Below are 23,829 nucleotides of genomic sequence, written 5' to 3'. Positions count from 1 at the left end.
TTTAAAAAGTTACTTTTAAACCCAAGTTATAAGACCGCACCAAGGGATACAGCCCATAATCCACTCCCGGAGTTAAATTCGCTCCATCATTGTAATCGGGCTCCGGATTATACCCTTTGTATTTGGTAATGGTAAACGGATTATCGATGCTGGCATAAATACGCAGTGCCGAAATTTTCAATGATGAAACCAAATGTGTCGGAAAAGTATATCCCAAAAGAATGTTCGTCATCCGGAAATAGGAACCATCTTGCAGATAAAATGTAGATAGTCTGGTACTATTACTCTGTGTACCGGCCCTAGATGCGCGATATACCTTACCGTTCCCTGGCTCTTGCGCCGAACGATAGCGCTGTGCCACATCTGCATATTGGTTTCCAGAACCTTCCATGTTGTACAAGTAATAGTCGTAACCATCCAAGATATCATTTCCTTGGGAACCGTTAAATGAGGCCCGCAAATCGACTTGTTTGTAACGGGCACTGATAGCCAATCCATAGGTAAAATTAGGATAAGGATTTCCGATGATTTGTTTGTCATCATCATTTACAATACCATTGCCATCTACGTCTTCAAAATAAAGATCTCCCGGGCGCATGGGGTTTGACTGAGCGGCAGAAGGTGCCACTGTTTGGTAATTTTCTTCTGTAGCAACACCCAATACTTTGAAGCCATAAAACATACCCACCGGACTTCCCTCTTGCGTAATGTGCGTTTTATACGAACGCTCAGCTCCATTTGTCAGGATCGTCGCAGCACCACCCATATCTAAAACCTTATTTCTGTTGACACTAATGTTACCACTAAAAGACAGGTTAAAATCTTGTTTTTCCAGCGCCGTAGCATCTAACTGTACATCAAACCCTTTGTTTTGTACTTTGCTATTTTTCAAATTTGTTAATACACTGGATGTTCCGGATACAGCCGAAACAGGTTGATTAAACAGTAGATTATACGAACGGCTGATATAATAGTTTCCCATCAGGTTGAGGCGCCCATGCAATAAGGATAAATCCATACCAAAATTGAACTGTGAGGTAGATTCCCACCCCAAATATTCGTCTTTCAAGTCGCCAGGCCAATAAGCTGTTGCCACCTTATCGCCAAAAATCACCCCGCCAGGTGAACCATACGTGGTAACCGCTTTGTATTCTCCAATATTATTATTTCCACTCAAGCCCCAACTGGCCCTTAGCTTCGCCGTTGATCCCTCACCTAGCCAATCGTTGTAAAAGTTTTCATTAGAAAGCGTCCACCCCGCCGATACGGAGGGGAACACGCCCCACTTATTTTTCGGGCCAAAGCGCGAAGAGCCGTCTGAACGAATGGAAGCTGAAAGGAAATAAGTAGACCGGTAATTATAATTTATCCTACTAAAATAGGATTGCAAGGTCGTGATATACTTATAGGCCTCTTTCAAAGAGAAATTGGTTGCATCGGCACCTTTACCGGTAATCTCTTTGATCGCATCTCCTTGAAAACCATTCGCCTTTACAGAAAGGAAATCGATATTTGTTTGTTGCACCGAATATCCGGCAAGAGCATCTATTCCATGTTCTCCAAAAGTCTTTTTATAGTTTAATGTGATCTCTCCCAATTTATCCAGCTCCGAACGATTATCCGCCTGTGCGTATGCCGCTGTCTTGGCACCGTCTGAATAGGGTGGATTATTTCCATCACTGAGGCTTGTTGGTTTATAATAATCGAATTTTTCATCATAGGTTTGCAAACCACCATTTACTTTTAGGTGAAGTCCTTCCAATAGCTCAAAATTTGCAAATGCATTATATAAGCCCCGCTTACCCTTACGGTTATTCTTCACCATACTCACATAAGCCAACGGGTTTTCGGGATTCTGTATACCATAATTATCCGCAGATAATTGACCCATTGCATATTGGATAGGTGCACCGTTCTCGTCTCTAGCGGGTAGATAGGGCAAGTAAAGCAAGGCTGCCATCGACGGACTGTGATCATATCGACCTGTTTCTACTTCGTTGTTATCATTATAGGTAAAAGCCACATTAGCACCTACCTGTAATCTTTCACCCACTTTGGTATCGATGTTACTTCGGAAATTATAGGATGTTTGATCGGTCCTCAACATAATACCTTTCTGATCTTGATAAGCTCCACTAACGAAATAACGTGTTTTATCATTCCCTCCGTAAATGGACAGGTTATGTCGTTGAAACGGCGCATTCCGATAGAGTTCGTCTTGCCAGTCGGTATGGTATTGCGGAGCTTTTGCCTGTGCAGTAGAAAAATCATAGATATCTTCAGGAATGATGACTGACCCAGCATTTCCGACTTTGGCTACCCGCTCTGCATTGTTATCCTTCAAGAGGTCATCACTCCATACTTTCCCCTGGTTTTCTATCAAGTCACGATAGCTGTTATTACGCGCATCGATTAAAAGATCAATAAATTCTTCCGCACTTAAGAGATCCACTTTTTTGGAAAGTTGACCAAAACCACCCGTCACCTCATAATCCACATGGCTTGCTCCCTCCTTACCGCGCTTTGTGGTAATCAACACGACACCTCCTGCAGCTCTTGAACCATAGATTGCCGCAGAAGCCGCATCTTTCAGCACATCGATGCTTTCAATATCATTGGGATTGATGTTAAGGTTGTTTCCTGCTGGATAGCCATCAATCACATACAATGGATCAGAACTAGCATTAATAGAACCCACACCACGCACCCGTATTTTTGTGCTTTCATAGGGTGCCCCACTCGTTTGGGATACCTGAACTCCTGCTAATTTTCCGACTAAAGCCTGCCCCAGTTTTGGAGCAGTTAAGTTGAGCTCTTCACTTTTCACACTGGAGATTGCACCGGTTACATCCGATTTACGAATCTTTTGATAACCGATAGAAATGGTTACTTCATCCAGTGCGTTGCTTTTTGTCAGCAGCTGGATCGTTAAAACACCCGATCCCTTTACGAGCACAGATTGCTGTTCGAAGCCTACATACGTAATCACCAATTCATCGTCTTGTTGGGCATCAATAGTGAACGTTCCCGCTGCTCCAGCTTGTGCCGATTTTCCTGTACGCTTATTGGTAATAGTGGCGCCCGGAACCGGTTGATTGTTCTCATCGATCACTTTCCCATTAATTTTTGCTTGCCTCTCATATACCGTAACGATCTTTGGCGAAGGTGCAGCAGATAAATCATTGGAAAAATAAGTTAAAGGTAATAAGCACAAAGCCCATTTCATCACGTATACTTTTTTCATTAGCTAAAACATTTTAGAAACAGAAGACAATCTATTTTCAACGCCCAAAGCTAGTCTTTACATATCACGGGATTATGACTTAAATATTAAGTTTATATTAACAGGAAACAGCTAGTCTGTTACCAAATCCTATTTGAAGGCTATTCAAAAGATACGCTATATTTCCTCTATAAAAATAAATCCTTGATGGCAGAGGAGAGACCGATAAACCACGTTAGTGCTCATGAATGCAATTGAAAGCAAACACGTGATGAATAATCGCTTTTATATGCAACGCGATCATATTGCATATAAAAGGCAATTTATCTAAATTTGAAAGGTATCATAGAAAATTAATAGGGAGTCGACAGGGGAGGTAACAGAGGTATAATAGAGGATTAACAGAGACTTAGCCTGGGTAATACCTCTATTAACATTTAGTTTATACTAAGTAAATTATGAGCGCTTCAGGAAAAGGAATTCCATACGCTCATAAAACATTCCAATCCATGGTTAAGGCTATTTTAGGCACCCAACGCTTTCCGTGCGTATTCCACACATTTAGCCACCTCTTTAACCGCATCCGAACCAGCTGGAATAGCATATTCTAATTCGACGGTGGCCGGAAATTTATACTTTTCTTTAGCCATCATTTGCAATACCTGCACGATGGGCGTATCGCCTTCTCCCCAGGGCAGGTTCGCGCCGCCATGTTCTTTTGTCTTACGATCTTTGGTGTGCATGCTTACAATACGGTCATGTTTGGCCTGAAGAAATGAAATGGGTTCAAAACCCGCCGCTACATAATGTCCCATATCAAAGTTAATGGCATTATAAGGTGATTGCGCCAAAGCTCCATCCCACATATCAAAAGTTTGTTGTGTGTGCCCATGATAACCTACATGGATTTTATGTCGCGCGGCAATGGCTCCCAGCCGTTTGGTCTGTGCAGGATCTTTTGGAAACTCAACATTGGCCTGATTGGCACCGAGGGCTTTGGCCGCCCGAAACGCATAATCTACTTCGGCATCACTATTATTTGCACCTAATGCATTAGGTTTATAGCCGTATATCGATACGCCGGCCTTATTATACAGCTTCCTGAGCTGTTCAAATTTAGCCATCGGTACCTGTGCCCGCCATTCAGCCAGTTTCTGAGCGTATTCAGCCATGGCTGCCTGATAGGCCTCTTTATCATCACTACGTGATGGAGCCATAGGAGCCCCTGCAAATTCCTCAGCGGGTGTACCCATTAATTCTATGGCACTTACATTGCTGTCTAAGCAATATTGCAGCACCTCCTCAGCGCTACCGGGCATGCTCCTGAAAGAATAGGTAATCACACCGATCTGCACCCCCTTAAAGACGGAATTAGGCTTGCCCAAATTCGGGATATAGGCAGGCATGCCAACCATTTTATGTGGTAACAGGGTAAATCCGGCAGCTGCCACTGCAGTAGCTCCAAGAAATTGTCTGCGAGAATATTTTTTGGGGTTCATAATCTTGTTTTTTCGAACAAGATAGTGATTTGTTCACGGAGTAAATTGCACCGTTACAAAAATGTTACCCAATGTGCATCTTCCTCATAATCTAGAAGTGGTGCCGCATGATTATCGCTAGAGAGTTGTCCCATCAGCATATGCAAATCCATTCGAATATGTTGACGTGTACTCTCAACCAGTTCCTTATTAAAACCGGCATCCTGCAATTCCACCACCATTTGGAAACAGATTACCCGAGCAATAATCTTGCCCAAGGTAACCAAATCTCTTTTCTTCGGTTGCTCTGGAAAGTCAACAGCTAAGATCTTAGCAAAATAAGGAGCGGCTTGTGTCGTAAGTGCATAACCTTTTAGGTAGAGCAGCAAATTCCTCTCCTTAGCTTTTCGCATCAGTTTAGCCACAGACTCTGCCACTTGGGTATAGAGCATTTCATTAGAGCCTTCAAAAATCTGAAAAGGCCGACTATCCACCACGGCCCTACCCGCTATATGGTCTAAGCGATAACCATTGGCACCCGATAGTTGTAGCGCTATTTGCGCCGACTCATGCATGAAATCTGTTACCAGAGCCTTTACACTGTTGGCATCTATCCCATTGCCAGAAACATCCTGATCAATAGAACTTACCTTTGAACCGTATGCGCACATAGCCGAACATAACGTATAAGCCGCTTGCAGTCGCGACAACTGAAACCTCACCGCATCCAACTCATTTAAACGCAGGCCAGCTACCTGCCTCGTTTTACAGTGTTGCAAAGCCTCATCTAACAAGCGCTTAATAAAGCCCATTCCCATTCCGGGAAATTGTAACCTACTGCGGTGTAAGGTATCCAACATCAATTTGAGCCCTGTACTCTCCGGAAGTAAGCGATGCCCAATAGGTACTTCTACATCGATTTGGTTTAATCCATAAGGAATGGCATATAGTCCGAGGCTATTGTAACGTTCTTTCACTTCAATCTGCTGCTTAGCACGAGCATTATCCGTTAAGAAAAAGTCGATATCGCGCATCAATTCTCCCTGTTCGTTTTTTCGACGGGCTGCCACCAACCAATAGTTAGCCGCACCGGTTAGTCCTTGCCAATGTTTTTCCCCCTTTATCCGATAGCAATCTGGTCCTTCTTCGTAGTAGGTTTGCATATTGAGTGCATCACTGCCATAATTGGGTTCGGTAATCATCAGGCCTCCCATTGCCTTATTTTCCAAAAAAGCTTTAAAAACCTCATCGCGCATCGCCACGTGACCATATTTGGCGAAGGGTTCCAGAAAGAGGGCAATGTTAATCCCAAAAATGAGCGAAAGTGATAAAGACTCGTATGATGCGGCTGATAGCACACTCAGACACTCTTTTACATGCATCCCACGCCCACCATGACTTTCCGGAATGGCCACCGCAAGCGGTTTCATGTCCATGATCTGGCTTAAAAAGCTGGGCAATAATCCCCTTTGCAGGCTCATGGCATTATAATCATATTCTGCACTAAACAAGCTTGCCAATCGCTTTCTAAATGCATTTATAAAGACATCAAAGTTTTGGATTTCATCTGTAGGTTGTGCAACATTCATCATGGCGTGTATTCTATTTACAATCAACTTTTACAAAGTTAATTCGCAATCGTCTAAGTATCTGTTTGATTCTGTGCAAAGACTAGGACAAATCGTGCATTCAAATGATGGGGCTAAACGATCGAATGACGGTATGCTGTAGGCGACATACCTACCAATTTTTTAAAGACACGGGAAAAATAAGAAGGATCGGGAAAATCCAGTTCATAGCAAATATCGGCTACACTCTTGCTAGATTCAAGCAAGAGTAGTTGGGCATGCATGACGAGCACTTCCAAAATAAGCTGTTTTGAAGATTTATTATATACGGCCGATACGCATCGATTTAAGTAATTCGCGGATATCGCCAGTTTATCAGTATAAAATCCAATATTTTTCTGTTTCCTACAATATTTATGCACCAATTGTTTGAATAAGGTTGCCAGCTCCTGTGTTCTATTTAGCATATGGTTTGATGCCGAAAGCTTAATAATTTTCAGCAATAAGGACTTCAGCAAACTTTCCGTCAATTCCTTGTAAGGATCGGGTGTGTGTAACTCCTCATAAAGCAACCTAAAAAGTTGATTAATTCCGTCGCTTACTTCTTCCGATAGATTAAGGAGCGGAGAGATCGTAAAGATGTTTAGGATTTCCTGCTCCCGGAAAACAGACGTCATGGCACTATCATTTACCAAGACGCAATGCCCTTTGGCCGACGTGTCGACCGATCGGATAGCTGATATGTTGCCATAGGTGCTGATAAGGACGGCGGGGGCTTTAACGATGTATACTTTAGGGCCAATTTGGTGTTCGAAATAGCCTTCCGTGATGTGCACCAATAAATTATAGCCGAAGAGAATCGGTGGTATAGGAATCTTGAGATAAGGCGCTATTTCACTAAGCCGAAAAATCTTCACCGGCGAATGCTGGTAGTGCAGGTGCTCCATATTACCCACCATAAACCTGGCTACAAATTCATCAGCATTTACGGGTCTTTCCATAACAAGTACAAACTTAGATAATTTATAGAGGAAATTTAGTTAAACTGTCTCCAATTTATCCATGAACACCTAAATATAATATATTAAGAGTAGTCCGAATAATCAAAGTAGGTTTTAATAAATGGAAACTTTTTTAGTATATGCCTGTTAAAACAAACACCACACCTTATTACGTCAATGGCATGAAACATCACTCCCCTCATCAACACGGAGCACCACACCATCATCTGGCTTCCACAAAACAAAATGGTTATCAAGCCCATCACCATACACCAGCACCACAGGGCTCAGGTATCTATTATTGCCCCATGCATTGTGAGGGTAATAAGACGTATCATCAACCGGGCAATTGCCCGGTATGCGGCATGAACCTTGTACAGCAACCCATCCCTCATCAAGAAACCAGCTACACCTGTCCGATGCATCCGGAAATTATTCGCGACAAACCCGGTGCCTGCCCTATCTGTGGGATGGAACTAGTACCCGTGAAAGCAGATGCGCAAGAAGAAGACCAAACTTACCGACGCCTGCTTAAAAAATTCATTATAGCAGTGGCATTTACTTTACCGATTTTTCTGATTGCGATGTCCGAAATGCTGCCAAACAATCCTCTTTTTAAATTGATGCCCTTAAGCTATTGGAATTGGGTTCAGTTTGCACTTTCATTACCCGTCATATGCTATGCCACCTGGATGTTTTTTGAAAGAGCTTGGCGCTCCATCATTAGCTGGAAGCTCAACATGTTCACGCTCATCGGTATCGGTGCGGGAGCATCATGGCTCTTCAGTGTGGTTGCCTTACTCGCGCCAGGTATCTTTCCTGATGAATTTAAAACCCATACCGGAACTGTTTATCTTTATTTTGAAGCGGCCACTGTCATCCTAACCTTGGTCTTGCTTGGACAATTGCTAGAAGCCCGTGCACATGGTAAAACCAATAGTGCCATCAAGGAATTACTGAAACTCGCGCCCAATAAAGCAACACGTATCCGCGATGGAAGAGAAGAGGTAGTGGATATCAATACCATTCGTTCCGGTGATTTACTACGTGTAAAACCTGGAGAAAAAATCCCAGTCGATGGGCATATCGAAGATGGAACCGCCGTTATTGACGAATCCATGATCTCTGGAGAACCGATTCCCGTTGAAAAGAAAATAGGAGATCCAGTCAAGGCGGGAACTATAAACGGAAACAGAAGCTTTGTGATCGGTGCAGAAAAAGTAGGTGCAGATACCTTGCTAGCACAAATCATCGAAATGGTAAACTCCGCTAGCCGTTCCCGGGCACCTATACAAAAACTGGCTGATAAGATCTCTGGCTATTTCGTTCCTGTTGTGGTGTTCATTGCCATAGCCACTTTCATCGTATGGGCATTATGGGGCCCACAGCCTACCTATGTTTATGGTTTTGTAAATGCTATTGCAGTACTCATCATTGCCTGCCCTTGTGCATTGGGACTTGCTACACCCATGGCCGTCATGGTCGGTGTTGGCAAAGGAGCCAAAACAGGTGTGCTTATTAAACAGGCCGCAGCATTAGAAAAAATGAATGCTATTGATGTGGTGGTGATTGACAAGACGGGGACGGTAACCGAAGGAAAACCATCTGTAGAAAAAATAGTCTGTGCAACTAATAGCCTTTCTGAGCATGATCTGCTTCAGCGAATCGTTGCTCTGAATGGCAGCAGTGAGCATCCCTTAGCTCAGGCGATTTTACGTTACGGCAAAGAGAAGCAGGTCAACGTGCAGCCCATTACTGATTTTGAAGCCGTTACCGGAAAAGGAGTAATCGGTACACTCCATCATGAACAGCTGGCTTTAGGCAACAAAAAACTGATGGAACAATTGCAAATAAGCCTTCCGACTTCCCTTGAAGAACAGGCAAACGATGTACAAAAGCAAGGTAAAACCGTTTCTTATGCATCAGTAGGGAAAGAAGCCGTAGGCTTTGTCGTCATTTCCGATAAACTTAAACCAACGGCCAAAGCAGCCATAGAAAAATTACATCAAGCAGGCCTGGAAGTATGGATGTTTACCGGTGATAATGCCGATACCGCTAAGGTCGTAAGCGAACATCTCGGCCTAGATGGTTTCAAAGCACAGATGCTTCCCGAAGACAAATTGCAGGAAGTAGCCCACTTACAACGTGATGGTAAACGAGTAGCCATGGCCGGTGATGGCATCAATGATGCTCCCGCTTTATCCAAGGCGGATGTTGGTATAGCGATGGGTACGGGGACGGATGTAGCCATTGAAAGCGCAGACATTACCTTAGTTGAAGGAGATATCGCAGGCATTGCTAAAGCCCGTATATTAAGTGAACGCGTAATGGCGAATATCAAGCAGAACTTATTTTTCGCATTAGGATATAATATTTTGGGAATTCCAGTTGCTGCAGGACTACTTTATCCCATGTGGGGAATTTTACTTTCTCCGATGATTGCCGCATTAGCCATGAGTTTCAGTTCGGTATCTGTCATTCTGAATTCATTGCGTTTAAGAAGGCAACAGATTGGTGTGGAAAAGGGGGGCTGATGTAAAAAACAAGACACATATAACAAGCAATGCATCATTTCTTTTCAATAAGGATATCTCCAAAAATATCTTTCTTAATGGTGGTTTTGTTTCCGTTACTATCCTCAATAACCGTATTCCCGAAAATATCCTTACCGATAGTTTTCTTATTACCCTTGTTATCCTCAATAACCGTATTGCCGAAGATATCTTTGCTGATGGTTTTCTTATTACCCTTATTATCCTCGATGACCGTATTCCCGAAAATATCCTTACCGATAGTTTTCTTATTACCCTTGTTATCCTCAACAACCGTATTGCCGAAGAGATCTTTGCTGATGGTTTTCTTATTACCCTTATTATCCTCGATGACCGTATTGCCGAAGATATCCTTACCGATAGTTTTCTTATTACCCTTGTTATCCTCAATAACCGTATTGCCGAAGATATCTTTGCTGATGGTCGTTTTGTACCTTGTATCGTCTACGGTGACAGTATGTCCAAAAATATCTTCACGATGAGGTTTTGCTTTAGTAATGGTGTCCTGTTCCTTAAATCTCTGTGATGGATCATGAGCCGATCGCACAAGCTGAACGGGATCAACGGCCATTGCCTTGTTTAAGAATAATAAAAGGAAAATAGATGCAAATAAAACAATATCTTTTTTCTTCATGATTTAGCTGTTAAATGCGAATCCAAAACCCTTGTTGTATTTAATAAGACGGTATATTCAGGGAAAGGTTTAGTTTACAAAATAAGAAGGGCAACACGTGAAAGGAATCGGATATATCGACTTACTTGATAGACATGTCAATGGATAAATGTTTGAAAAGAAAAGTCCGTATGACGCATTTTTATTTCGTTTTTGCTTGATTCCAGTTGCGCTTCAGTGGCATAAACAAACATTTTTTGTTCGTAATCATGGATAGCTGCCTGAATAGTTTTAAACGTTCCGCTCGTGAGGTTAGCAGCCAAAATCAACGTGTCCATTAGTCCGATATTGACACCCTGTCCCGCAAATGGCGGCATCAAATGAGCCGCGTCCCCAATGAGCGTTATGGGTAATGGACGATTGTTTTTCCATGGCTTGTCTAATGGCATTTTCCTTGTTGGCAATCCTACAAAAAAGGATGTTGCACAAAATAATTGTTTGTATCGTTCATTCCAATTGGAACACCTGTCTAATAGAAATGTCCTTATACGTTCTGTATTTTGAAAATCCAAGCCTTTATTAGCTGTCCATTCATCAGGTTTTTTGAAAATTATGCCATAAGTTAATACGCCATTGTTATATGGATTGGCAACAAATAAATTCCCATGATGTGCAGTCATTAATCTTTTACCATCGCATAATTGATAAAACTCAGGGCAGTTCATTTCAGGTTGCGGTACATCTCCTTGTATGATAAACGTTCCCGTTTCAACAACTGTGCTATCGGTAACCCTGTTTCTTACTTTGGACATCCCCCCATTAGCTACGATAACGATATCTGCGGTCTCCATTAACCCATTTTCAAAACGCAAAATCCATTTTCCATGTTGTTCTGCACATGCTGTTAATTTTCTATCCCAAATGACGGTACCTTTTGTTAGGCTGTTTAGCAACATTTTTCTTAAATCGTTCCTGTTGATTTCGGGATTATCATATCGGTTTTCGGGTGTAATTTCTTTAGTAGACAATATATTGCCTTGCTCATCGGCAATAATGATCCCCATAGGTAAGGCCAAAGCATAGTAATCTGCTAATAACCCTGCTTTTTTCATGACTTCCTGCCCCGAATTTTTGTGAAGGTCGAGCGTACCTCCCCAAATCCTTGCCTGCGGGTCTTGGTCTCTTTCGTAAACCACTACCGCTACACCGTTTTGCTGTAATAACCTGGCCATTGTCAGTCCAACGGGTCCTGCGCCAATGACGGCTATTTTTTTATTTGTCAATAACATCTGTTTATAGTATTTATAATGCAAAACTATCAGATCCCTTATGAATAAAATAGCTACATTTGACACAATAATAGTTGTAAAAGACTTTTTATGCAGCAGAATAAACACCCAACAGTACCGAGTGTCTTCGTAAAATTTGCCCATTTATTGGGAACACAAATAAAAAACGGAAGAATCGAAATTCCCGAAAAATTTGGCAAGGGATATTGCGCCGGATTTGTGTTAAATGAACATATCCGAATGCTCATCCTGCATTACAAGCTAAATGGAGATTTGCTTATCGAAAATCCCGATAGTGATGTCGATGGAAAAATGATCCTGTTTAAGTTTCAAAACATTTTCCCTAAAATGGAACCCTCATCTGTGGAGAAGCCGTTAAAAGCAATTCCCTCTGTGTTAATTGTCACTAGGCAGGTAAACACCAACGTCGCTATTCCCGTTCATACCAATACTGCAACTATTAATATTGAAGTAAATGCACATTATTTGGATAGCTTATTTGACCCGTCAGAAAAATCGACTGTTTTGCAAAGCCTGTTACAGAATACGCAACCCCTACTATTCGAGCAACTGATTTATCCTTCTATCCAGAAAATTGTCGATGAAATTTTAACCGAATCGGTTGATGAAACGTTTAAATTATTTTTTCTAAGAATAAAGGCAGAAGAACTGGTTTGCAGGCTATTAATGGAATTGGAAAAACGGGATGAAAAGCATCTTTATGCGTTAAACAGCAAGGATATTCAAGTTCTTTATAAGATAAAGGAGCAGATGCTCGAGCATTTAGACTGCCCACCGCTTATTACGGATTTAGCTTCTTATGCACATATGAGTCCATCGAAACTGAAACGATTGTTCAAGCAAATTTTTGGCAACAGCATCTTCCGCTATTATCAAGAATTCCGGATGAAAGAAGCCGCCCGTTTGCTGAGAGAAAAGCGGTCTGTTTCAGAAGTAGGGTATCATTTGGGCTTTACCAATTTAAGCCATTTTGCAAACGTGTTTGAACAGCACATGGGTATGAAGCCAAGGGACTATCTAAAAAAGTCGTCATTCCATTAGATAGTCCCATAATCGATAGGTAAATACCTTCTTATTTCATTTGAAGCTTATCTAACAAGCATTTCATGTAGAAACCGCCTACCACGCTTCGTGCTTTGAAATTCTCGCGGATACCGGTATTTGAATCATAAAAATCATTCAGTGGAACACGCGATTCGGTCTCTAGTGCATGCCTGTAAACCGGTTTCACCAAGGCCTCAAATTCTTCATGGGTTGGTGCAAATGCTGCTGACCACAAAATCCAGTCATTTTTAGTGTACGCTTTCCTGCTATCCAATGGTATACCAAATCTGTTTGTTTTGGTAAGGTAGTACTTAATTTCGGTGTCATACACCCGTTGTGGGAATAGATTCAGCCCTAGCACTTTATCCCAAATCAAGTTATATTTTTGGCTCCAGGTATTTTTATCATCGAACGTAAGGGCATAGTGATCTCCAGCATCAGCCATTTCCATCCATTTAGGAACCATCTCCTCCGCAATAGCCCTATATTTCTTAGCCGTCTCCGTTTCTCCTATTGCCTCTGCCATTTGCGCATAACAGGCAATACCCACAATAGCTTTAACAGACAAGTTAGCATTACGAGCCAAATGCCCCGCAAAGTCATCTGTGCACAATTGGGTTTTTGGATCAAATCCATCCTTTACTAAGTAATCTACCCAAGTCGTAAGCGTTTTCCAATGTTTTCTAGCATAGCTGCCATCTTGCTGTACTTTGGTAATAGCCGCTGTTAAAATAATCATATTGCCCGACTCTTCTACGGGCATCGGTTCGCCATAGGTTTGACCGTTTGCCTTTGGATAGGTACCTAGGTCGTGTGCCGCCCATGGGTGTGGGTATTTGCCGCTTTCGCTAAAGTAGAAAATTCCAGTCAACATCCCCTGCATTAATTCGGGATTATAGAGCAGATATAATGGTGATGATGGATACGTTACATCTACCGTGTTAATGAAACCGCCACTGTTGTTCTCCTTAGATAACCACAATACTTCACCTTGCGGACTCTTAACCAACGTGTGCGCAGCAATACTTTGGCGATACGCAAGCACACAAAGGTGTGCGTATGCTTCACCTCCCGATTTTAAGGCATCAGCATATACCTGTTGATCAAATGCACTGCATTTACTGATAGTCGATTGGTAATCGTTAGCCGCTTTGGTAAGTTGATTTTCGATGGTTTCCTTGCCCGAGTTGTTCCACCATGGCCTCAGATTGTTTTTAAAATATTGAATAGCATAGATCTCATCATAGCCTAGCTCCATAAAACGTTCCACCTCGGTTGTACCAACGCTACCAAAGGGGATTACCGTATTCAAAGACAAGGAAGTCCCTTTTGATACGGTACCGCGTGTAGCACCTTGCCTAAAAGCATCAACTGCAGACGCAAGCGGGGTCACAAACTGTACAGCGCCGTTTGCTTTTGGTGCTGCAACATAAAAATATCCCCAATCGATACGCATATCGTCTGCGCCTTTTTGCAAAACAGGTTGTTCAACAGTCCCTGTTTTCAATATGGATAGTTTGTCGGTTGCATACTTTTGAGCAATCACTTTCTGCGAGGGTCTATACACCGCAATGTTTGACGATGCTCCCAGAAACACTTTTACGGAGTGGTTTTTTCCATCATTAGCCTTTACGTTGTAAGTAATGTAGGATACCGGTCTCGACAACAAGTTTAGATCGTCCAGAAGTAGCGGAGACGTAAACGTAAGCTTTAGGTTTACCTTACCTGCTTCAAAGTTATATATCGTTTGCGTGGCCGTAATTGACACATCTTTTTGCACGGCCAGCTGTATTTTAGGGCCTTTTTCTTTCTCCTTATCCACCAAACCAAAGTCAAGGAATCGACCACCTGCAGTATTAGCCAAGTGGATGGCGATGAGGTTTTGTCCTGCCTTCAGATCGGCTTTATTGATCGGAAGGTATTGAAAGCTATTGGTCCATCCTGTTTTCTCATACACTTTCTTTCCATTCAGAAATACCTCAATGTTATCATCGTGATTCAATTTTAACAACAGCTCATTGATACTTGCAGGATTGGCAACATGAAATGTGCGTCTTACCCAGACATCATGCGATTTCCAAAGGGTTTTTACATGCTGTTCATCATCACCAATTGGCGCCGAGCCTGATTTCCAATCACTTGCCGCATAGCTGGGAGAGGTCCACTCTCCTGCCGGCTCGGTTTCGGTATAGTGTACCGTATAAGGTTTTTCGTCGGAAGTGTTCAATATTGTTTTATAGCTGGGTTCTTCTTTTCCCATGAAACGGTAGATATTGCCATCTACATTGATCAATCCTAAAAGCGAATGGTCAGCTTCTGTCCAGTGTTTAGTGGTAGATGCATTTAGTTGATCGGTAGTTGACCAGATACTGAAATTAGGATTGTGTGTAATTAAAGGATATGCAGGTGCTTGTCTATCCTGCGCATGGGTTTGGCCCATTGCCAGCAAGCCAGCCAGCAGACCCCATACCTTCACTTTTTTGAGTTTATTCATCTCGATAATTAGGTATTGAAAGATTTAAACATATTGTGCCGATAAAAATAATGTAAATCTCGTATACGATTTAATATAGCCGTGTCATGTTCTAGCTGATTTGTCTCATATATTATAACTATAATAAAATAAAAACCTTCTTTTGTTAAATGCAGTTACCTTAGGTAACAATACAGCCATTTCATCGTTTGTTAATCAATAATGTAATGCACGCTGATGAGTCCAGAACTGATTAACTTTTTAGGCATTAATGAACCCTATCTTAGCAATTTAATAAACGCACTGGATTTTTTATCCTTTAGGAAAGGAGATTATTTCTTGCAACAAGGGGCATATTGCAGGAATATTGCGATTATGACCAGCGGAAGTGCCCGTACTTTTTATATAAAAGAATCTGGCGAAGATGTCAGTTTTTTATTGCAATATGACTATGCCTTTCTAACAGACTATGAAAGTGTTTTGCTTAATCAGCCCGCTAAGGTAAATATCCAATTTTTGGAGGATGCTACGGTTTATTTGTTTCCTACGAAATTGCTTAACAGTCTATGCGAAACGGATTTTTACTGGGTGAGTTATACGAAAAAAATAATGGATACCATTTATTTGGAAGCACGAAGCCGAATTGAAGACCTGTTGTATTTAGATGCAAAGCAACGCTACAATAAATTACTCAAAAAGTCGCCCGATATCTTTCAAAAAATCCCTCAAAAATATATCGCGAGTTATTTAGGCATCAAACCACCATCCTTAAGCAGAATAAAAAAATCAATTTATTAACATAGGTGAACGTTATTGCTATTGGTCCAAGGTATTTTTGTATGCTAAATTTTGTATTATGGAAATATCAGAAACATCAATAGCGATAATAGGTGGTGGAATTGCCGGTTTAACAGCGGCCATAGCCTTTGAGAAATTAGGATATCAGGTTACGGTGTATGAAGCCAGCAAATCTATAAAACCTGTAGGTGCAGGCCTAGGTTTGGCAGGAAATGCCATTGGCGCATTTAGGGTGTTAGACATCGAGAAAGCGGTAATAGCAAAAGGAAAATTATTGGAAAATTTCCCCATTTTAAACCAGCAAGGCAGGACCATTTACAGTCTTTATTCTGAAAGAGTCAAAAAAAGATTTGGTGTGGAGAGCTTTACCATTCACCGGGCCGATTTGCATGCTACGCTAATCAGTCAGCTAAAACAGACAACGATTGAATTGAATAAACGATTAACTAAAATTGAACGTGTAAATGAGGCTTATCGGCTAACATTTGAAGACAATAGCGATACAATTTGCCATTACGTCATTGGCGCAGATGGCATTCATTCCAATACCCGAAAATTTATCCACCCACACAGTGAAGTTCGTTTTTCGGGCTACGTTTGTTGGAGAGCGGTAACCGATAATTATTTTGATATCAAAAAAGGCTCAGAAACATGGGGTAAAAATGGAAGAGTTGGAATTGTTCCCCTAGCAGATAACAAAATTTATTGGTATGTATGCTTAAATTCGAAAGAGCAAAAAATCAGTACATTAACAAAAGATGATTTAGCTAAGCGTTTCATCGATTACCATGAACCCATTTACCCATTAATAAATTCCACTACTGAAAAGTCATTGATCTACAATCCTATAATAGACTTAAAACCGCAAAACACCTATACCAAACAAGGCGTTCTGCTTATAGGTGATGCCGCTCACGCGACTACACCAAACCTCGGCCAAGGTGCTTGTCAGACGATTGAAGATGTTGCTACTTTGTATCAGCTCATGCAGCAAGCAAAGGACCTTCAAACAGCATTTAAACTATTTGAGAAAAAACGATTGAAACGAACGCATTTTATTGTTAATACTTCATGGAAAATGGGGAAGATCGCTCAGTTGGAAAGTCCCCTATGGATTAGGCTTCGTGATTTTCTTTTTAAGCATTTACCGGAAAGACTTAACCACAAACAATTGGAAAAGGTTGTTTATAACGTTGATTACCAAACGAATTAATCCGTTTACGTCATAAACAAACACTTGTAAAAAGAATGTATTTTTTCTACGTTTATTGAAAATGACCTGTTATGATCGTAGAAACCTTAATCGCTGAAATTGAATATGAGGTGAACACCACGCCTAAATAATCCAGGTGTACACCTCATATTTAAGATCTTCAAGCTCGTTACGTCTGTGTATTTAAAGTGACCAACTCGAGTATATAAAGGCCGCATGGCGGTATTTCAAGCGTTACCTTGCCTCGCTTGGCTTTAATGGGCTTGCTGAGGGGTTCCACAGCGTTTCGCTGGTTCTCGCTGTTAGCCGCATTGATATCCGGATGACTCAATATCCAAACGGAGTTACTTTTATATCCAGCTGGAACATGCACAGCAACTTTCTGCACTTTATCCGGTGAACGGTTGACCAATGATAGCTGTATGGTTTTAGCTGCGGTTAGAACAGCTGCACCATCGACATAAAGCAGGGAATCGGTCATGAAAGCAGCTTCACCGCTATCGCCATCTATCGTTGGCTGGATGGATGATGCCGCAATAGAGGGGCCTTGCATGTTCAATGCTAACCGACTTCCCGTTAAATGCGTGCGGTAGAATTGAAAGACATGATAAACTGGCGTACGGTATGCATCAGTATTGCCCACTGTTCGGATCTGTCCGTGAGCGTTTACCGGAAAAATATAGTTGGCCATCCCCACGTGTGGGCTCTGCCGAATGAACGCATTAAGCATACCCGCAGCAACCGCTACATCAAACTGCCGGCGGGGCGACTGCCGGGTAAATGTAAACTGATCGCCGTTGTTGACTGAATGCCGGTTGTTCCACTCGTCTACGCTGAGCCGGATTGGCCGGTCACTGCGCCCCAACTGCTGGTTTACCGAGTCGAGCTGTGCGCCGAGCATAGCGAGATGAGCTTCCATCTTGGCTGGGGCAAAAAGTGTACGCGTGGCCTGCTGTATTTTCCCATCTTTTACCCGCGAGGTAACATAATAGTGTTGGGTGAGAAAATCAACAAGCTGGCCGCAGCTGTCTAGCACCCGCTGGTTCCACCGATGGGTATGCCCAATACCGAGCAATTGCAGCTCGGGAAAATGCTGTTTAATGCTAGTGGCCCATTGTTTCAAACGCAGGGCATACTGGGCATCGGTTTCTTGAACACGGCCTGCTCGATTGTTTAGATAGTTTTCATTGCCCACGCCCCAATACTTTACGCCATAGGGTTCAGGGTGGCCATTCTGCGCTCTCAGGCGACCGTATTTCGTATCTGGTTTGCCATTTACATACTCCATCCATTCGAGGGCGTCAGTAACTGTTCCGGGATGGTCCGGATGCAGGCTCATGTTTAAATTGATATAGGGGGTGGTACCAATTTGCCTGCACCATTGCAAAAATTCATCGGTGCCAAATTGGTAGTTCTCGGTTCCTCCCCAGGCAAGGTTAGGCTCGGTAGGACGCTTTTCTCTCGGCCCTATCCCACTTTTCCAGTCATATTCATATACCACAGTTCCCCCCGGCCAACGCATAACCGGAATCTGCAAATCCTGCAAGAGTGGAACGAGATGTTGCCGCACATTACCCTGCCGATCGGCAACCCCGCCATAGATCATACTGTCGTTAACATTTTCGAGCATCTGCCCATAAATCATCGGGTCGATAAGAACGGTGGTATCCGGAATACGGATGCTTACTTGGGTAACCTGCGCGCGAACAGTGTGCACATTCCAAAGGAGTAGAAACGCGCACGCTGTGATGGTTATCAAACTTTTCTTTTGCTGCATCTTTGCTAAGTTAATGGTTATCATGATTTAGTAGCCAGGATTTTGTATTAAATTTTTATTGGTTTGCAGTTCGATATCAGGTATAGGCCACAAATAGTTTGCCGCAGGATTAAACAGTCGTGTTTGGATCACACGCATTTTGGAAGCGTTGGCCACTTTGCTGTAATCGGGTGTACCATTTTCGTCAATGGTAGGTGCTGATGCCAATAATCCATTGGGTATCCTTCCGTAACAGGGGCCATTGAGCACGTCGTCGGCTATTTTCCATCGAATGATATCAAAATATCTTTCGCCCTCGCCAGCAAGTTCTACTTTGCGTTCTTTACGAATAATGGTACGCAGTGCAGCAGCCGATTGACCCGATTTAATTTCGGGCATATTTACCCGCCTGCGTATTTTATTAAGCGCTTCGTAAAGTTTATCATCAAGCGCTCCTTTCTCTAGCTTCGCTTCGGCATAATTGAGCAGTACTTCGGCATATCGGATAACAATAGGATTAATATCCGAACGGGTTGCATGTTCTTCGGTAGGATCGGCATATTTACGCCAGCAATATCCCGAAAAGCTTGCGAAGGTATGCGTTGCGTCAAGGTTATCTACCCGTACCGCTGGCGTAACATTATAATTCCAGCATTTGGTACTGTCTTTATGCGTTTCAAACTGATATCCATAATAGACCGATCCGGGCAGGGCGATGCTCATGGCCAAACGGGGATCGCGATTTTCAAAAGGATGCGCAGGGTTATATAAGGGCGATTTATCAATCGATAGTCCGTCAATACAATCATACGAATCAACCAAAGCCTGTACGGGTATCCGGTTGCAATAGCCACTTGCCATCCTGGAACGGAAGGAAACAGGTGTTTCGTGAAATACATCGGTATAGTTAAACTGGATGGCCCAAATAATCTCTTTAGAGGTCTTTCCGGCGCGGTGCGTGATGGCCTCATAATCTGTATTCAATACATATTGGGTACCCTCCTGCGCCATGACTTGCTCGGCGGCCACAATGGCTTCATCCCAACGTTCGTTATACAAAGCTACGCGTGAGGCCAATGCCCAAGCAGCACCTTGTGGGATGGTCATCGTATTGGGCGAATTTTCTACCGGTAGCAATGCTGCGGCAGCATCGAGCTCTGTCAGGATAAAATCGACCACCTCCTTTTTCGGATTGCGCGACACATACGCATCTGCCAAATCTAACGTCGTAGTAACGAGTGGTACATCTCCGTAAAATTGCGAGAGGACAGCGTAACTATAAGCACGAAGAAATTTAGCGGTGCCCACGGCTTGGTTAATCACCTCCTCATTAGCCGATTCCACACGGTCGATATTGTCGAGCAGAAAATTACACCGGGCGATAACCGTATATAGGGTATTCCAGATGGTATTGACAGGACCAGCGGTGGGTGTACCCCACATGGCGTGCGGCGTATTATCGCGGTTTACCGCTATGTCGGAATACATATCAAAGGCGATAATATAGGGATTCTCTCCAAAGCGGAGGTTTAGCGGACTTAAGCACCCAACAACAGCTGCCTGTAGTTCAGCTTCTGTCTTTAAAAAAGTGTCGGTAGAAGGTGCATCCAATGGAACTTTTTCCAAATCTTTGCTACAGCCAACTAGCAGAAATACAATGGCTATTATAACGAGTTTGTTCATGACCTTGCGATTAGAATTTAACATTTAACCCAAAATTATACGTCGTGACCTGCGGGTAGTAAGCCCCGTTACTGGCCGCAGAAACCTCTGGATCCCATCCTGGCCAGAAGCCATCAAGGGTAAAGAGATTCTCGCCCGAAACGTACAAGCGAACACCCCGAATGCCCATCTTTTTAACCACCTGCTCGGGTAATGTATAGCCCAATTGCAGGTTCTTAACACGGAGGTAGGCTGCACTGCGCATCCAGAAATCGGAATTCTGTTGGTTATGATTCTCGCCGAAGGCATATCTTGGAAACTCCGCATGGGGTGTTTCGGGTGTCCACCGATTTTTCTGGTATTCATAGGCTGTGCCCCCGGCTAAAAACGGTGTAATGGCACTTCCTGTTAAGTAACCATCGCGCTTACCCACGCCTTGAAATAAACAAGAGAGATCGAACTGACCGTAACCCAGGGATAGGTTGAGGCTATAGGTGTACCGGGGAATCGTGCTTCCAACGACCTCGCGATCATTGTTGTTTACGATACCGTTGCCGTCTATATCTAAATAACGGATATCACCGGGTGCAACGGCCCCAAATTGTGGTTTGGCATATAAGTAATTGCCATCGGCATCAAAATCAGCTGCAGCGAGCAGACCTTGTGAACGCAGCAAGAAAAGGGAATTCATGGCGTATCCTTCCCGGTTAACTAGGGTTCCGGTCTGCTGAATGCCCTTGATATCAACGACCTTATTGTGCACATCTGCTAGCGTAAATGTTGTCGAATACCGGAATTTACCCACTTTATTACTGTAATCGAGCTGAAGATCCCAACCGTTGTTATCTACCACACCTGCATTTTGAAAGGGTGCTCCCACGCCCATGGTCTTTGGGATGCTTAACTCTAATAGAATGCCCCGGGTGGTTTTTCGGTAATAGTCGAACGTAAGGGAAAGCTTGTTAAACAACCGTGCATCTAAGCCAATATTGGCCATTTCTGTTGTTTCCCAGGAAATGTCTGTATTGGCCAAACTCATAACGGCAGCACCATTACGTACCTCGTCGCCAGAAATATATTGCGGATCTAAGGAGACGGTTGGTGCGAAAGGATAATTGCTGCCTATTTCCTGATTACCAAGACGGCCCCAAGAAATGCGGAGTTTTAAATCGTCTAGGAAGCCTTTGGTACCGGCCATAAAATTTTCCTCAGACAAGCGCCATCCCGCAGAAAATGAAGGAAAGGTTCCCCACTTATTGCCTTGCGCAAAGCGGGAAGAACCATCGTAACGGATGTTGGCCTCAAACAGGTATTTACCCAGATAGTCGTAATTTACCCGCCCGAAATAGGAAATCAACGTCCACTCGGTAGCCGAACCACCATTGCGCATGTTTTCAGAAGAACCTGCTGAAAGTACGGGATAGTCTGGAAAAAGAAAGTTATCTCGAAAGGCATTGAAGCCATTGGTGCTACCGGTCAGGTATTGATAACCACCTAATGCAGAAAAGTTGTGCGAACCCCAGCTTTTGGAGTAGGTAAGCATAGCTTCCAGCTGATCAAGCCGATCGTTGACCAGGTCTTCGTTTAGCTCGCTGAGCGAGGGTACTGAAAAGCGTAAATCTCCATTGGCACCATAGGTTTTTACGACCTTGCTAAAGGAACGCGTAACGGGTTGTTCGTAGGTTGGTGCATAAGCTACACGCGCGGTGAGGCCTTCAATAGGTTTGTATTCTAATGCGAAATTCCCAGCAATAGGTGTGCTCCGCTGTTGCCACCACCCACCATCTTGCATAATAGCCACGGGGTTTGCACCATTTTGCCCTTCAGCCCATAGTCCATTGCTGTATCTTACCGCCTGTGTGGCCGGCAGTTTATTCATTAATCCAAATATCATCCCCGTAGAGCTCCCTGCGGAAAAAGCGGCAGGACCTTCAAAAGGGGTTCCGCTGGCGACAGATTTTCGGTTGTTATTGCGCACATATAGATCAAATGAGCCGCTTAACTTCGAGCTGATCTGCACGTTGGTATTCAAACGGAAATAATATCGCTGAAAGTTTACCTGATCAATGATACCCGCTTGGTTGAGGTAACCAAAGGAACCAAAGAACTGCAGTTTTTCGGTTCCTCCGGTAATGCCTAACACATGGTTATGTTGGATACCACTACCTTGTAGTACCTCATCCTGCCAGTCTACATCAGGGTACTGGTCTGGATCGTTTGCTTTATTAGCGATGTAATTACGGATATATTCTTCGGAAAACAAGGGAGAACGCCCCACATTGGTATGGGCTTCATTGATCAAATTCATATGATCTAAACCATTGACGATTTTAGGAAGATTGGTAGGCACCTGTTTTCCTACATAGGTATCGTAAGACAAGGAAAACTGTCCGGATTTACCCCGTTTGGTCGTAATCAGAATGACACCATTTGCTGCCCGCGAACCGTAAATGGCCGATGAAGCAGCATCTTTTAAAACCGAAATAGATTCAATAGAAGACACGTCAATATTATCAAGGGACATCACCACGCCATCTACCAGTACTAATGGATTGGAGTTATTCAGCGTGCCGATACCACGGATGCGAATGTCACCCGCATCGACCCCTGGTTGTCCGCTGCTCTGCGTTACGGTTACGCCGGGGGCCATGCCCTGTAAGGCCATAGAGGTTTGGCCAACCTGCCGTTTCGCCACCTCCTCGCCAGAAATAGCTGTTACGGCACCGGTTAAATTGACTTTCTTTTTGGTACCGAAACCAACTACCACCACTTCATCTAAATCGGAGATAGCAGATTCTAATACGACACGTAAGGGTTGGCTATCCGTGACAGGAATCTCTTTCTGTGCATAGCCCATTAAGGAAAAAATGATGAGGGCATCGTTATCCACATGGAGCTGAAATCGACCGGACGCATCCGTAGTGGCCAATGCGCGCTTTGTACCCTGATGTGTGATTGTCACTCCGGTTAGCGGTTGACCCTCGTGATCCACTACGGTACCGCTAACCGACCTACGTTGCTGGGCAAATAGGGTTTGGAACAATGCTAGTAGCAGTATTAAACTCCACCCTCCTACATAGCCTATTGATTTACAAATTGGTTTATTCATTGCATCTATAATTTGGTTATTTAATAGAT

14 protein-coding genes are annotated in these 23,829 nt (G+C 43.2%); 4 read left to right on the top strand and 10 right to left on the bottom strand.

Annotated elements, in window-relative coordinates; all coding sequences use genetic code 11:
• Position 1: 1 nt before the first annotated feature.
• The 4 genes from ABD930_RS16225 to ABD930_RS16210 form a co-directional block, all read right to left on the bottom strand.
• Complete coding sequence (locus ABD930_RS16225) at positions 2 to 3,244, bottom strand: SusC/RagA family TonB-linked outer membrane protein (RefSeq protein ID WP_345233032.1); 3,243 nt, start codon at positions 3,242 to 3,244, stop codon at positions 2 to 4.
• A 503-nt stretch (positions 3,245 to 3,747) separates the two neighbouring features.
• The gene (locus tag ABD930_RS16220; protein ID WP_345233030.1) at positions 3,748 to 4,722 is read right to left on the bottom strand and encodes a sugar phosphate isomerase/epimerase family protein; all 975 of its coding nucleotides are present in this window, start codon (positions 4,720 to 4,722) and stop codon (positions 3,748 to 3,750) included.
• Positions 4,723 to 4,775: 53 nt separating this feature from the next.
• Positions 4,776 to 6,293, bottom strand: coding sequence for an acyl-CoA dehydrogenase family protein (locus ABD930_RS16215; RefSeq protein WP_345233029.1), 1,518 nt, complete (start codon positions 6,291 to 6,293; stop codon positions 4,776 to 4,778).
• Positions 6,294 to 6,403: 110 nt separating this feature from the next.
• Positions 6,404 to 7,270 (bottom strand): helix-turn-helix domain-containing protein, encoded by an 867-nt coding sequence (locus ABD930_RS16210; protein ID WP_345233026.1) that lies wholly within the window; start codon positions 7,268 to 7,270, stop codon positions 6,404 to 6,406.
• A 140-nt stretch (positions 7,271 to 7,410) separates the two neighbouring features.
• Between ABD930_RS16210 and ABD930_RS16205 the strand changes: the two genes are divergently transcribed.
• Positions 7,411 to 9,804, top strand: coding sequence for a copper-transporting P-type ATPase (locus ABD930_RS16205; protein WP_345233024.1), 2,394 nt, complete (start codon positions 7,411 to 7,413; stop codon positions 9,802 to 9,804).
• 34 nt (positions 9,805 to 9,838) lie between these two features.
• On the opposite strand, the gene ABD930_RS16200 is transcribed toward ABD930_RS16205, so the two are convergent.
• Positions 9,839 to 10,456 carry a hypothetical protein gene (locus tag ABD930_RS16200; protein ID WP_345233022.1) on the bottom strand — a complete coding sequence of 206 codons (618 nt, stop codon included), beginning with the start codon at positions 10,454 to 10,456 and terminating at the stop codon, positions 9,839 to 9,841.
• A gap of 137 nt (positions 10,457 to 10,593) precedes the next feature.
• Positions 10,594 to 11,754, bottom strand: coding sequence for an FAD-dependent oxidoreductase (locus ABD930_RS16195; protein WP_425571138.1), 1,161 nt, complete (start codon positions 11,752 to 11,754; stop codon positions 10,594 to 10,596).
• 60 nt (positions 11,755 to 11,814) lie between these two features.
• On the opposite strand from ABD930_RS16195, the gene ABD930_RS16190 reads away from it, so the two are divergent.
• Positions 11,815 to 12,786 carry an AraC family transcriptional regulator gene (locus ABD930_RS16190; RefSeq protein WP_345233018.1) on the top strand — a complete coding sequence of 324 codons (972 nt, stop codon included), beginning with the start codon at positions 11,815 to 11,817 and terminating at the stop codon, positions 12,784 to 12,786.
• A gap of 31 nt (positions 12,787 to 12,817) precedes the next feature.
• On the opposite strand, the gene ABD930_RS16185 is transcribed toward ABD930_RS16190, so the two are convergent.
• Positions 12,818 to 15,283 carry a glutaminase family protein gene (locus tag ABD930_RS16185; RefSeq protein WP_345233016.1) on the bottom strand — a complete coding sequence of 822 codons (2,466 nt, stop codon included), beginning with the start codon at positions 15,281 to 15,283 and terminating at the stop codon, positions 12,818 to 12,820.
• Between the two features lie 216 nt (positions 15,284 to 15,499).
• Here ABD930_RS16185 and ABD930_RS16180 point away from each other — a divergent pair, with 216 nt between their 5' ends.
• Both ABD930_RS16180 and ABD930_RS16175 read left to right on the top strand, forming a co-directional pair.
• Positions 15,500 to 16,060: a Crp/Fnr family transcriptional regulator gene (locus tag ABD930_RS16180; RefSeq protein ID WP_345233013.1), complete on the top strand. Its 561-nt coding sequence runs from the start codon at positions 15,500 to 15,502 to the stop codon at positions 16,058 to 16,060.
• 58 nt (positions 16,061 to 16,118) lie between these two features.
• On the top strand, positions 16,119 to 17,273 hold the full coding sequence (locus ABD930_RS16175) for an FAD-dependent monooxygenase (protein WP_345233011.1): 1,155 nt from the start codon (positions 16,119 to 16,121) through the stop codon (positions 17,271 to 17,273).
• 169 nt (positions 17,274 to 17,442) lie between these two features.
• Here the strand turns inward: ABD930_RS16175 and ABD930_RS16170 are convergent, their stop codons facing one another.
• Genes ABD930_RS16170 through ABD930_RS16160 form a run of 3 tightly spaced genes read right to left on the bottom strand, consistent with a single transcriptional unit; the run spans position 17,443 to position 23,800 of the window.
• Positions 17,443 to 19,074 carry an alpha-L-arabinofuranosidase C-terminal domain-containing protein gene (locus ABD930_RS16170; RefSeq protein WP_345233008.1) on the bottom strand — a complete coding sequence of 544 codons (1,632 nt, stop codon included), beginning with the start codon at positions 19,072 to 19,074 and terminating at the stop codon, positions 17,443 to 17,445.
• A 3-nt stretch (positions 19,075 to 19,077) separates the two neighbouring features.
• Positions 19,078 to 20,712, bottom strand: coding sequence for a RagB/SusD family nutrient uptake outer membrane protein (locus ABD930_RS16165; RefSeq protein ID WP_345233006.1), 1,635 nt, complete (start codon positions 20,710 to 20,712; stop codon positions 19,078 to 19,080).
• A 10-nt stretch (positions 20,713 to 20,722) separates the two neighbouring features.
• Entirely contained in the window at positions 20,723 to 23,800 is a 3,078-nt protein-coding gene (locus ABD930_RS16160) for a SusC/RagA family TonB-linked outer membrane protein (protein WP_345233004.1), read from the bottom strand.
• Positions 23,801 to 23,829 lie beyond the last annotated feature (29 nt).

The sequence above is a fragment of the Olivibacter ginsenosidimutans genome (genome assembly GCF_039542865.1).
Taxonomy (GTDB): domain Bacteria; phylum Bacteroidota; class Bacteroidia; order Sphingobacteriales; family Sphingobacteriaceae; genus Olivibacter; species Olivibacter ginsenosidimutans.
This window is presented reverse-complemented; position numbering and strand designations above follow the sequence as displayed.

Bases quoted from the DNA above. Each gene is read 5' to 3' on its own strand.
- ABD930_RS16205 (WP_345233024.1), top strand. From the start codon at position 7,411: ATGCCTGTTAAAACAAACACCACACCTTATTACGTCAATGGCATGAAA.
- ABD930_RS16220 (WP_345233030.1), bottom strand. From the start codon at position 4,722: ATGAACCCCAAAAAATATTCTCGCAGACAATTTCTTGGAGCTACTGCA.
- ABD930_RS16170 (WP_345233008.1), bottom strand. From the start codon at position 19,074: ATGATAACCATTAACTTAGCAAAGATGCAGCAAAAGAAAAGTTTGATA.
- ABD930_RS16160 (WP_345233004.1), bottom strand. From the start codon at position 23,800: ATGAATAAACCAATTTGTAAATCAATAGGCTATGTAGGAGGGTGGAGT.
- ABD930_RS16185 (WP_345233016.1), bottom strand. From the start codon at position 15,283: ATGAATAAACTCAAAAAAGTGAAGGTATGGGGTCTGCTGGCTGGCTTG.
- ABD930_RS16180 (WP_345233013.1), top strand. From the start codon at position 15,500: ATGAGTCCAGAACTGATTAACTTTTTAGGCATTAATGAACCCTATCTT.
- ABD930_RS16225 (WP_345233032.1), bottom strand. From the start codon at position 3,244: ATGAAAAAAGTATACGTGATGAAATGGGCTTTGTGCTTATTACCTTTA.
- ABD930_RS16210 (WP_345233026.1), bottom strand. From the start codon at position 7,270: ATGGAAAGACCCGTAAATGCTGATGAATTTGTAGCCAGGTTTATGGTG.
- ABD930_RS16190 (WP_345233018.1), top strand. From the start codon at position 11,815: ATGCAGCAGAATAAACACCCAACAGTACCGAGTGTCTTCGTAAAATTT.
- ABD930_RS16215 (WP_345233029.1), bottom strand. From the start codon at position 6,293: ATGATGAATGTTGCACAACCTACAGATGAAATCCAAAACTTTGATGTC.
- ABD930_RS16200 (WP_345233022.1), bottom strand. From the start codon at position 10,456: ATGAAGAAAAAAGATATTGTTTTATTTGCATCTATTTTCCTTTTATTA.
- ABD930_RS16165 (WP_345233006.1), bottom strand. From the start codon at position 20,712: ATGAACAAACTCGTTATAATAGCCATTGTATTTCTGCTAGTTGGCTGT.
- ABD930_RS16175 (WP_345233011.1), top strand. From the start codon at position 16,119: ATGGAAATATCAGAAACATCAATAGCGATAATAGGTGGTGGAATTGCC.